This window comes from Acidobacteriota bacterium (genome assembly GCA_016195325.1).
Taxonomy (GTDB): Bacteria; Acidobacteriota; Polarisedimenticolia; order JACPZX01; family JACPZX01; genus JACPZX01.
In genome coordinates this window covers 17,714-28,963 of sequence record JACPZX010000061.1, presented here as the reverse complement: position 1 = coordinate 28,963, position 11,250 = coordinate 17,714, and the positions used below count along the sequence as shown (strand labels likewise).

Sequence of the window (11,250 nt, the reverse complement as noted above, 5' to 3'; positions counted from 1 at the left end):
GTGAAACGGGAAGGAACTTTGCGTACACTCTGTCTGCATCGGGCTGTCTCCTCTGATCGGCACAACTCTTTGTCGCAAAAGCGTTATGCCTCAAAGGAACAGCCCTTTGCAATATCTACGGTGAGAAATCCGGGCTAGTCCCCCTCCTCCCAGATGTTGTAGAGGAATCGCCCCGTCACGCCGTCGCTCTCCTTCGGAAAATTGTCCGGGAGCGGCGGCAGCGGGCTCGACGCCTCGAGCGCGAGCGTCGCCGCGCTGTCGTACGCCGGCACTCCGGACGGCGTGAGGATCTCGATGTCGGTGATGTGGCCGTCCTTGTGGATGACGAAGTGCACGGTAACCGAGCCCTTGAGCCCCGCGTAGACGGCCGGCGGCATCCGGTCGTGCCAGTTGGACCAGATGATCCAGTAGATGCGCCGCGAGTACGGGCCCCAGTCGAACCCCTTCGTGTCGAACGAGAGCGATCCCGCCGGCGTCGCGAGCCCCCCCGTGGGGTTGTCGAACCGGTAGTTCGATCCGCCCGATCCGGCCCCCTGCGCGCCCATCTGCGCCAGCGCGTCCTTCAGCCTTGCCCCCTTCTCCGCGAGCGCGTCGGGGCTCTCGTCGGAGGTCGCGCGACCGGACTCCTCCGCTCCGCGCGGCGGCACGTAGAGGGCCCCCTTCCCGTTCGGCGGATCCATCTCGGTCCGCGCGGTGACCTCCTTCGGCGTCTCCGCGACCAGCGGCGGCGGCGAGCCCGGCGGCGGCCCCGGTTTCTTGAGCGGCCCCTCGGCGACCTGGGCGGGGGTGTTCCCTCGCGAGTACGGCGTCTGGCGCGCGGATCGAGGGGGGGTCAGCTCCTGCGCCCTGCGGCGATCGCGATCCGAGACGTTGGGCGACAGAGGGTTCGGCGCGGCCGGCCGCGGTGAATCCTGGACGAAGGTCATGTGCACCGGCTGATCCTGGGCGGGCGTCAGGAAGACGGGAGCCCTGAGAAACCCGGCCGGAAGGAGCAGCACGACGATGAGGAGGAAGGCGTGCGCCAGCACGCTTCCCATGATCGCCTCGCGAAACGTGATCGGCGTGAATCGCGGCGGCCGCGGCGGGGGGGTGAAGATCGGGTCGTCGTTCACACTCGGCATGCCGTCTCGTGGAATCCGCGCCGGATGGCGTTCATGTCGACGTCGGCGCGGACAAACGGGTGGACCCTGTTGGTGAGCAGGACGTAGACGCGGCGGCGCTCGGGCTCGAGCCAGATCGACGTTCCGGTGAACCCGTTGTGGCCGATCGCCGAAGCGGCGAGCGCGGCCCCCGCCGCGGTCGTCGCATCCACGCCGCCATCCGCTCCACGATTGACCCGGAACGCGAAGGACCTCGGCTCCGGCCCCGGCCCCGACTGCGCCTTGGTGATGAGCGCCAGATCTTCCTCCCGAAGCCAACTGGGCTCGACCGAAATCACCTCGCGCGCGATGCGGTGGACGTCCTCGGCGGTCCCGAAGAGCCCCGCGTGCCCCGCGACGCCTCCCGCGGCCCAGGCGTTCTGGTCGTGCACCTCCCCGTGCACGAGGCCGCGGCGCCACCCCTGGTATCCGGCGGCACCCGCCCCCGCTTTCTCGCGCTCATAGTTGCACGCCTCCTCGGTCGGGGCCACCCGCGGGCCGAGGGAGGCCGCCGGGCGGAAGAGGGCCCCGGATCCGGCAGGCCCCGTGATGAAACGGGCGCAGAGCGCGTCGAGGGGAGCTCCCCCCACCTTCTCGAGGATGGCCCCGAGCGCGATGTAGCCCAGATCGGAGTAGAGGACGCGGGCGCCCGGGGTGGTCCGGAGCGCCGTCTCGCGGATCTGTCCCAGGTACTCACGGATCGAACACCCGTGGAGGTACAGGGGCGCCCAGTCGGGGAGCCCGGACGTGTGCGTGAGGAGTTGCGCGAGCGTGATGTCGCGCTTGTCGAGGCGTGTGAATTCCGGCAGGAATCTCCCCGCGGGATCCCCGAAGCCGATCCCCGCCTGGCGTCCCAGGACGATGGCCAGGGGCGACGTGACGAGCGGCTTGGTCAGCGAGGCGAGGTCGTAAATCGTCTCCGTCGTGGCGGCGACGCGATGGGGCAGGAGGGCCGCGGAGCCCACCGCGCCGGAATCGAGAACCCCTTCGGCGCCGGCGACGATCCACGAGGCCGAGGGGAGATCCCCCGACCGCACGCACTCGTCGAGGAATTCAGCGGGCCCCCTCACGCAAGCCCTCCTCAATCCGCTCCGCGACGGCGAGAGCCACCGCGAGCGCCTCCCGTCCCTGGGCCCCGGTCACGGCGAACGGACTTCGGGAGCGGGCTGCCTCGGCGAACGCGCGCAGCTCGCGCGCCAGCGGCTCGTCCCTGGTGATGGCGGGAGCGGTGCGCGCGATGGCCGGAGGGGCTCCCGACCCCGGCGCTCCGGCGAGCCGGTACTCCTCGAGCGTCTGATCGGCGCAATCGCACGACAGGTAGGCGTCCCGGGTGAAGACGCGCACCTTGCGGACCTTCCCGGTGCTGATCCGGCTCGCCGTCAGGTTCGCGACGCAGCCGCCGCGCATCCGGAGCCGGGCGTTGGCGATGTCGACCCGGCGCGTCAGGGCGTTCACCCCCACGGCGTCGAGCGCCTCCACCCCTTCGCTTCCCGCCCCGCGCGAGAGCGCGAGCACCAGGTCGATGTCGTGAATCATGAGATCGAGGACCACGTCGATGTCCAGGCTCCGGGCCGGGAAGGTCCCGAGCCGGTGGACCTCGATGAACCGGGGCTCGCGCGCCCGCTCGCAGAGCGCCTCCACCGCCGGGTTGAACCGCTCCGTGTGTCCGACCGCGAGAAGGGCGCCCGTGCCCGCCGCGAGGGAGATGAGATCGTCCGCCTCGGGGAGCGTGGCCGCCATCGGCTTCTCGACCAGGACCGCCACCCCCTCGCGGAGGAAGTCGGCGGCGACGGCCCGGTGCGAGACCGTGGGAGTCGCGACCGAAACGGCGTCGACGCGGCCGAGGAGGCGGCGGTGATCCGTGAAGGCCTCGGCGCCGTGGAGCGCGCCGATCTCCCGCGCGCGTTCCGCGGAGCTGTCGGCGACGCCGACGAGGCGCACTCCCGACTGCGACGCGTAGATGCGCGCGTGATGCCTGCCGAGGTAGCCGACCCCGACGACGCCGACCCGGAGCTCTCCGCCCGCGAGGAGCGCCGTCATTTGATCACCCCTCGCTTCGAGGTCCGGATGAACTCGACGAGGTAGGTCACCGACGGGCACGGGGGAATCTCCCCCTCGATGCGCTCGAGAGCCTGGGATGTGTTCAGCCCCGCCTGCAAGAGGAACCGGTAGGCGCGCTTCAAGCTCGAGATCTCGGCGGCGTCGAAACCCTTCCGCTCCAGCCCCACCGTGTTGATCCCGAAGGCCTCGGCGCGATTCCCCACGCTCTTCACGAACGGAAGGGCGTCCTGCGTGATGACCGAGTACCCGCCGATGAACGCGTGGCGGCCGACGCGGCAGAACTGGTGCACCCCGCTGAAAGCTCCGACCGTCGAGAAGTCCTCGACCGTCACGTGGCCGGCGAGGGTCGCGGCGTTCGCGAAGACCGTCCCGCTCCCCACCTGGCAGTCGTGCGCGACGTGGGAGTAGGCCATGAACAGGTTCCCGCTCCCGATCCGCGTCACGCCTCCGCCGCCGGCGGTGCCGCGGTTCACCGTGACGTACTCCCGGAAGACGTTGGCGTCTCCGGCGACGACCTGCGTCATCTCGCCCTTGAACTTCAGGTCCTGGGGCTCCGTGCCGATGGAGACGAACGGGAAGAACCGGCATCCCCGGCCCGCCTCGAGCGGCCCGGCGAGCGACGCGTGCGCCATCACCTCGCAGCCGGGGCCCAGCGTCACGTGGTCGCCGACGACCGCATAGGCCCCCACCGTCGTCCCGTCGCCGATCCGCGCCTCCGGCGAGACGACGGCCGTCGGGTGAATCGCCGAGGTCACGCCGCGCCTCCCCCTGGGGCATCCACGAGCGCCGAGAGGATCTCCGCCTCGGCGGCGAGCTGCCCCTCCACGAAGGCCTCTCCTTTCATCCGGCAGGTTCGCGACTTGAGCTTCAGGACGGTCAGCTCGTAGCGGATCTGGTCCCCCGGGACGATCGGCCGCCGGAATCGCGCGTTGTCGATCCCCGTGAAATAGATCAGCTTGCGGCGGCGATCGGGCATCGACGCGAGCAGCATGACCGCCCCCACCTGGGCCATTCCCTCGACGACGAGCACCGCGGGCATCACGGGATGGCCCGGGAAGTGCCCCTGGAAGAAGGGCTCGTTGATCGTCACGTTCTTGATGCCCACCGCGCGCGTCTTCTCCTCGATCTCGACGATGCGGTCGACGAGGAGGAACGGATAACGGTGCGGCAGCACGTCCAGAATCTCCCGAATCGAAACCATCACTCCCCCTCCCCCTCGGAATCCCCCGCGCCCGCCCCCGCCCGCTCCAGGCGCCGCAGCCGCCTCAGGATCTCGGGGAGCCGGGCGAACGCCGCCACCGAGCGCCTCCAGACGCCCGCCTCGATCGCCGGGTGCCCCATCACGAAGGCTCCCGCCGGCAGATCGTGCGTCACCGCCGACTTCGCGCCGATCTTCGCCCCGTCCCCGATCGTGATGTGACCCACGGCGCCGGACTGGCCGGCGACGACGACCCCCTTGCCGAGCTTCGTCGAGCCCGAGATGCCGGACTGGGCCACGAGGATGCTCCCCGCGCCGATCACCACATTGTGGGCCACCTGCACCAGATTATCGATCTTGACTCCCCTGCCGACGATCGTGCTTCCGAACGTGGCCCGGTCGATCGTCGCGTTGGCGCCGATCTCGACGTCGTCCTCGACGAGGACGTTCCCCACCTGCGGGATCTTGACCGGGAGCGTTCCGTCATGCGCGAAGCCGAATCCGTCCGAGCCGAGCACCGCGCCTGAGTGGATCACGACCCGGTCGCCGACCCTCGTCCGCGCGTACAGCGTCGCGTTGGCGTGCACGACCGTGTCGGCGCCGATCTCGCAGCCGTCGCCGATCGCCGCGCCGGGATGGATCACGCTGCGGGCGCCGAGCGTCACCCGCTCGCCGATCCGGGCCCCGTCGAGGACGGCGGCGGAAGGGTCGATGGAGCATCCGGCTCCCACCGTGGCGGACGGACGGACCCCCGGCGCCGTGACGCGCGCCGGGTGGAAGAGGGAGAGAACGCGCGCCATCGCCAGGTAGGGATCGGCGACGCGGACGACGTTCGCCCCCGGAAGATCGACCCCCGGCGCCGCCAGGATGGCGCCCGGCTTCGCGTCGAGGGCGCGCTTCAGATACTTCGCGTTCGCGAGAAAGGTGATCTGTCCGGGTCCCGCGAGCTCGATCGGCGCCACGCCCTCGATCCGCTCGTCGCCGTTTCCCTCGACGCGGCCGCCGACGGCGGCCGCGATCTCGTGAAGCGTGCGGGAGACGGAAGCCACGCCCTACCGCCCCCCTCCGGGCTTCGGCGGGTTCGTCGCGGGCTTCGCCGGCGCGGCCGGAGCCTTCGCCGCCTCGGCTCCCCTCGAGGCGTTCAGCCGCCGGATGACGTCGTCGGTGATCTCGATCGTGTCCGAGGCGTACAGGACGGGGACCGTGTTCTTCTCGAGGACCAGTGTGTACCCCTTCTCGCGCCCGATCGCCCCGGTCACTCCCAGCGCCGCCTTCTGCAGCTTGGTCATCGACCGGTTGAACTCGGCCTGCACGTCCCGGGTCGCGTCCTCGTTGAGCCTCCGGAGCTCCACGCGCTTGACCTCGAACTGGCGGGACTGGTCCTCACGCTTCTCGTCGCTCCACGAGAGCGAGGCGTTGCGGATCTGCTCCTCCATCGAGTCCAGCTCCTTCTGCTTGGAGGCGATGAGCGCTGTCCGGTCGGCCTTCAGCTTGTCGATGCCAACCTGCTCCATCTTCCCCATCTCGCTCTCCGCCATGACGCGATCCATGTCGACGACCGCGAGTCGGATCTCTGCGGGAGCCGGCGCGCCCTGCGCCACGGCCGGAACGCCCGCCGCGGCGAGTGCCGTCGCGGACAGCAGCAGCATTCGAGTGAAGCTCGACATCTTTGACGACCTCCTGTCAGGGCCCGGCGTTGACTCTTCCGCCGGGCGCATCTCCTAGAAAGTGGTTCCGATCGAAAAGACGAAGTTCTTGGATCTCTCGTGCGGATGGGGGTCGAGGTTCCACCCGTAGATCAGCCGGAGCGGCGCGCCGAACACGGGGAGGAAGAACCTCAGCTCCACGCCGGCGTCCTTCCTGAGGTCCTGCAGGTCGATGTTATGATTTTCGGTGTAGACGTTGCCGGCATCGAGGAAGAGCGCGAAGTCCACCGGCCCCGACGAGGGGATGACGTACTCCACGTTGAAGATCACCATCTTGTTGCCGCCGTACCGGAAGATGTTGCAACGCTTCTGGGTGTTGTGATGACTGCCCGCGGGGGCCGGGGGGCAATCCGCCTTGTCGAGAAAGATCTCGGCCGGGAAGAAGCGGCTCACGAAGGCGTCGGGCGCGACGGTGCGCGTCTCGAAGAGGCGCAGTGTTCGCTCACCCCCGAGGAAGAACCGGTCGAACGTCGGGAGCACGTCGCCGCCGAACGGCGCCACGTAGCCGGCTCCGGCGTGCAGCGCCCAGAACGTCCGGTGCCACGACTTCACGTACTTCGTCACCTCGAACGACGGGCGAATGAAGTTGTTGTCGCCGCCGAGCGTCCCTCCGGCGTACTCGACGGAGGCGAAGAAGAGCACGCCGCGCGACGGTCGGAAGAAGTTGTTCCGCGTGTCGTACTGGTAGACCGGGCGGATGCTGCTCGTGGTCGTCTGCGACGTGATCCCGGTCACGGGTGAGAAGTTCGTGTCCTGGAGCTGGTACGCCGCGCTCACGGAGTGGAAGGTCATGAACCGCTTCCCGAGCGTGAGGCTCCCCCCGGACGCCGTCGTGTTGAAGTCGGTGAAGTTCGAGTTCGTCTTGAACAGGCTGAACCCGAAGATGAGCGGCCGGCCGAGGAAGAAGGGCTCCGTGTACGAGACGACGTACCGCGTCGAGATGTGGCCGATCTGCGCGTTGAAGCTGACGACGTCCCCCCGGCCGAGGAAGTTCCGCGTCTGGTAGGACGACGTGAAGAAGCCGCCGTCCAGCCCCGAGTAGCCGCCGCCGACCTGGAGCTCGCTGCGCCGCTGCTCGATCCCCTCGACGGTGACCGAGACCTTGTCGGTTCCCTCGACGGGCTTGATCACGGGCTCTTTCTGGATCTCGAAGAATCCGAGCTGGTTGATGCGGCGGAGGCCGAGACGGACCTTCTGGATGTCGAGCAGGTCCTCCTCGCTGACCGACATCTCGCGCCTGAGGACGTTGTCGCGCGTGACCGTGTTTCCGACGAACTCGATCTTGTCGATCTTGTACGGCTTGTCCTCGCTGACCTTCACGACGATGTCGGCGGTGCCGTCCGCCTTGCGGTTGATGACGCGGTTGGTCGAGATGTAGAAGTACCCCTTGCGGCCGTAGTCCGCCTCGATGGCGTCGAGCCCGAGCTGGAGGAGGCCGTTGTTGAGGATGTCCCCCTGCCGGAGCGGAATGCGCTTGCGGATCTGCTCGGCGGTGAAGACCGAGTTCCCGTTGACCTCGACGGTTCCGACCCTGTACTGCTTTCCCTCCTCGATGGGCTGGACGATGTGGACCCACTTGCGCCCCTTCCCCGGCTTCGTCGAGGTCTTCTCCTCGACCACGGTGACGACGGGGGCTTTCAGCTCGACCTCGATGTACCCGTCGTTGTGGTAGAGGCTCTCGACCTCGCGCATGTCCTGGTCGAGCTTGAGCGGGTGGTACGTGTCCTTGCCGCTCATCTTCGTGAACCACCCGTGCTCCCGCGTGAGCTTCAGGGTCTTCTTGAGGCGGTGATCGGAGAAGACGGTGTTCCCCGTGAACTCGATCTTCCGGATGCGGGTGCGCGGCCCTTCCTTGATCTTGAAGTGGATGTCCATCGCCCCGGCCGACTCGGCCGGTTTCATCTCGGAGACGACCTCGGCGTCGAGATACCCCTTCTGGCCGAGGACCGACTTGATCCCCTCCTCCGCCTTCTTGATCGCGTCGAGGTTCACGGGCTCGCCGATGGCGATGGTCGCCTTGCGCTCCTTCAGCGCGTCCTCGATCTGCGACTCGCCCACCACCTTGCTCTCGTCGTAGGAGACGTTGTTGACGACCGGCTTCTCCCGGACGTGGACGATGATCGCCACCCCGCCCTTGTCGTCGCGCGATTCGAGCGAGAGGTCCTGGAGCAGCCCGCGATCCCAGATCTTCTTGAAGTCCTTCCGGAGCGCCTCCTCGTCGAACGGATCCCCGACGCGGGTGCTCATGATGTGGAGCACGGCGTCGGTCGTCAGCCGCTGGTTGCCGTCGATCTGGATGCGCGTGATCTTCGGCGCGTGCGGCGCGGGAGCGGGGGCCGCCGGGGGCGCCTCCGGCTCGGGAGAGGCGGGGGCGGCGGTCTCGTCGCCCGGGGCGACGTTGGGATCCGCCGGCGCATTCGAGTCGGGATCCGGGCTCGCGACCACCGGAAGGGCGGCGAGTGCCAGCACCATCCAGGCGGTTGCGAACCCCGAGGAGAGACGTCGCAACGAGTGATTCTCCAGATCGGGGTGTCGTGTGGGGCGAACCGAGGGTCTCGCCCCCTCCGGGGCGGGCGGCATTGTAGATCAACGGATTGGACACGCGAGGGGGAGTTCGCGCCGACGCGGAATTCAGGAGGCGCGCGGGGCCCCGGGAGGGCCGGTTCGGGGAGGGCGCAGGCGGCGCCGGCGTGACATCAGGGACGGGATAACCCGCGTCAGTTCGCGGTTTTCATCTCGGCCAGCTCCCGGAACGAGATGCGGTCGTCCTCGACGAACACCTCGATCTGGCTCACACTGTCGAAGCGGCCCTGGATCAGGTTTTCGGAGAGCGCATCCTCGATGTACTTCTGGATGGCCCTGCGGAGCGGGCGGGCGCCGTAGGCGCGCTCCTTCTCCGTCGCCTTGAGCAGCCAGCGGCAGGCGTCGTCGGTCGCCTTCAGCTCGAGGTTGCGCGCCTTGAGCGTCTCGCTCAGCCGCTCGATCATGAGGCGGCAGATCGACAGGAGCTGATCGTCCGACAGGGGGTCGAAGACGATCGTCTCGTCGATCCGGTTCAGGAACTCGGGGCTCAGCGTCCGCTTGAGCTCCTGGAGCACGAAGTCCCGGTTGCGCCCGTCGAACCTGGGGTCGGCGGCCGTCTTGAAGCCCAGCGTCTTGTCGCGGTCGATGTAGGACGACCCGATGTTCGAGGTCATGATGACGAGGGTGTTCTTGAAGTCGACGACGTCGCCGTACGCGTCGGTGAGCTGCCCGTCCTCGAAGACCTGGAGCAGGATGTTCAGGACGTCGGGATGCGCCTTCTCGATCTCGTCGAGGAGGATGACCGCGTACGGCTTCCGCTTGATCCTCTCGGTGAGCTGGCCCCCCTCCTCATGACCGACGTACCCCGGCGGGGATCCGATCATCTTCGCGATCGCGTGCTTCTCCATGTACTCGGACATGTCGAAGCGGACCAGCGAGGCCTCGCCCCCGAACAGGAACGCGGCGAGGGTCCGCGCGACCTCGGTCTTGCCGACACCGGTGGGTCCCAGGAATATGAAGCTGCCCACGGGCCGCGCGGGGCTCTTCAGCCCGGCGCGAGAGCGGCGGATCGCCCTGGCGAGGGCCGAGATCGCCGCGTCCTGCCCGATGATGCGCTCGTGGAGGAACCCCTCCATCTTGAGGAGCTTCTCCATCTCCTCCTTCTCGACGGCCTGGAGGGGGATTCCCGTCCAGCGCGAGATGACCTCCTCGATGTCGCCCTTGCCGACCTCGAGGATGAGCTGCCCCTCGTCCTCGCACCGGGTCTTCAGCTCGTCGTACTGCTTCCGGAGGGTCATCTCCTCGTCGTGATACCGCACCGCCTTCTCGAAGTCCTTCCGGGCGAGCGCCCGCTTCATGCTGCGGGTCGCCTCCTTCAGGCGCACCTCCATCTGGCGAAGCTCCTGGTACGACGTCCGCTTCCTGAGCTTCACGCGCGCGCCCGCCTCGTCGATCACGTCGATCGCCTTGTCGGGGAGGAACCGATCGGAGATGTAGCGGTTCGACAGGTGCACGGAGCAGACGAGGGCCTCGTCGGAGTACCTCACCTGGTGGAATCGCTCGTAGCGCTCCTTGATGCCCCGGAGGATTGAAATGGTGTCGTCCTCGGACGGGGGCGCGATCTTGATCGCCTGGAAGCGGCGCACGAGCGCGCGGTCCTTCTCGATGTACTTGTGGTGATCCCGCGGGGTCGTGGCGCCGATGCACTGGACCTCGCCCCTCGAGAGGGCCGGCTTCAGGATGTTCGCGGCGTCGAGCGACCCCTCCGCCGACCCGGCGCCGATGAGGGAGTGGATCTCGTCGATGAAGATGATGATGTCGTCGTTCCCCGTCAGCTCGGCGATGATCCCCTTGAGCCGCTCCTCGAACTGACCGCGGTACTTCGTTCCGGCCACGATCAGCGAGAGGTCCAGGGCCAGGATCCTCTTGTCGATGAGGGACGGTGGGACGTTCCCCTCGACGATTCTCTGCGCCAGCCCCTCGACGATGGCCGTCTTCCCGACGCCGGGCTCTCCCAGCAGGATCGGGTTGTTCTTGCGGCGGCGGGAGAGGATCTGGACCACCCTCTCCAGCTCCATCTCGCGGCCGATGAGGGGGTCGAACATCCCCGCCTCCGCCATGGCCGACAGATCCTGCGAGAACTCGTTGAGGAAGGGCGTCTCCTTTTTCTTCTTGGGGAGCCCTTTCTTCTTGAGGATCGAGATGGTGTCCTCGCGCGCGGCGTAGAGGACCATCCCTTTTTCCATCAGCATCCGCGCGGCCGCCGAGTGTTCGACGCGGAGGAGCCCCAGCACGAGATGCTCCGTCCCGATGTACGTGTGGAGCATCCGGTTCGCCTCTTCCTCGGCGTACGCGAGGGCCTTCTTCGTCTCCTCGCTGAAAGGGATCTCGACGGAGGTGGAGATCTTCTCGCGAGACGGCCCCATCTCCTCGAGCTCGGAGCGGAGCATGTCCAGGTTGATGTTCGAGCGGGAGAAGAGCTCGCGGGTGACCTCCTCGCCCTCCTTGAGGAGCCCGAGGAGGAGGTGCTCCGTCCCGATGACGCGGCTCCCCATCTGGCTCGCCTCGTACCGCGCCAGGAAGAGCACCCGCTTGGCCTTTTCGGTGAACTTCTCGAACATGC

At 68.0% G+C, this 11,250-nt stretch carries 9 protein-coding genes; all 9 read right to left on the bottom strand.

Features of this window, described 5'->3' with window-relative positions:
- Positions 1–134: 134 nt before the first annotated feature.
- A complete protein-coding gene (locus tag HY049_11705) occupies positions 135–1,121 on the bottom strand; it encodes a TonB C-terminal domain-containing protein (protein ID MBI3449565.1) in 987 nt (328 codons plus the stop codon).
- Entirely contained in the window at positions 1,109–2,209 is a 1,101-nt protein-coding gene (locus HY049_11700) for a beta-lactamase family protein (protein MBI3449564.1), read from the bottom strand. Before HY049_11700 ends, HY049_11705 begins: the two co-directional genes overlap by 13 nt.
- A complete protein-coding gene (locus tag HY049_11695; GenBank protein ID MBI3449563.1) occupies positions 2,193–3,179 on the bottom strand; it encodes a Gfo/Idh/MocA family oxidoreductase in 987 nt (328 codons plus the stop codon). Before HY049_11695 ends, HY049_11700 begins: the two co-directional genes overlap by 17 nt.
- On the bottom strand, positions 3,176–3,955 hold the full coding sequence (gene lpxA / locus HY049_11690) for an acyl-ACP--UDP-N-acetylglucosamine O-acyltransferase (protein ID MBI3449562.1): 780 nt from the start codon (positions 3,953–3,955) through the stop codon (positions 3,176–3,178). Before lpxA ends, HY049_11695 begins: the two co-directional genes overlap by 4 nt.
- A complete protein-coding gene (fabZ, locus tag HY049_11685; protein MBI3449561.1) occupies positions 3,952–4,401 on the bottom strand; it encodes a 3-hydroxyacyl-ACP dehydratase FabZ in 450 nt (149 codons plus the stop codon). The genes lpxA and fabZ overlap by 4 nt, the downstream gene beginning before the upstream one ends.
- Entirely contained in the window at positions 4,401–5,447 is a 1,047-nt protein-coding gene (gene lpxD, locus HY049_11680; protein ID MBI3449560.1) for a UDP-3-O-(3-hydroxymyristoyl)glucosamine N-acyltransferase, read from the bottom strand. The genes fabZ and lpxD overlap by 1 nt, the downstream gene beginning before the upstream one ends.
- 3 nt (positions 5,448–5,450) lie before the next feature.
- On the bottom strand, positions 5,451–6,065 hold the full coding sequence (locus HY049_11675; protein MBI3449559.1) for an OmpH family outer membrane protein: 615 nt from the start codon (positions 6,063–6,065) through the stop codon (positions 5,451–5,453).
- 54 nt (positions 6,066–6,119) lie between these two features.
- Complete coding sequence (bamA, locus tag HY049_11670; GenBank protein ID MBI3449558.1) at positions 6,120–8,612, bottom strand: outer membrane protein assembly factor BamA; 2,493 nt, start codon at positions 8,610–8,612, stop codon at positions 6,120–6,122.
- Positions 8,613–8,821: 209 nt separating this feature from the next.
- The gene (locus HY049_11665; protein MBI3449557.1) at positions 8,822–11,248 is read right to left on the bottom strand and encodes an ATP-dependent Clp protease ATP-binding subunit; all 2,427 of its coding nucleotides are present in this window, start codon (positions 11,246–11,248) and stop codon (positions 8,822–8,824) included.
- Positions 11,249–11,250: the final 2 nt, after the last annotated feature.

Excerpts from the sequence above, each read along its gene's own strand:
- fabZ (MBI3449561.1), bottom strand. The coding sequence starts at position 4,401 with ATGGTTTCGATTCGGGAGATTCTGGACGTGCTGCCGCACCGTTATCCG.
- HY049_11695 (MBI3449563.1), bottom strand. The coding sequence starts at position 3,179 with ATGACGGCGCTCCTCGCGGGCGGAGAGCTCCGGGTCGGCGTCGTCGGG.
- HY049_11705 (MBI3449565.1), bottom strand. The coding sequence starts at position 1,121 with ATGCCGAGTGTGAACGACGACCCGATCTTCACCCCCCCGCCGCGGCCG.
- HY049_11675 (MBI3449559.1), bottom strand. The coding sequence starts at position 6,065 with ATGTCGAGCTTCACTCGAATGCTGCTGCTGTCCGCGACGGCACTCGCC.
- HY049_11665 (MBI3449557.1), bottom strand. The coding sequence starts at position 11,248 with ATGTTCGAGAAGTTCACCGAAAAGGCCAAGCGGGTGCTCTTCCTGGCG.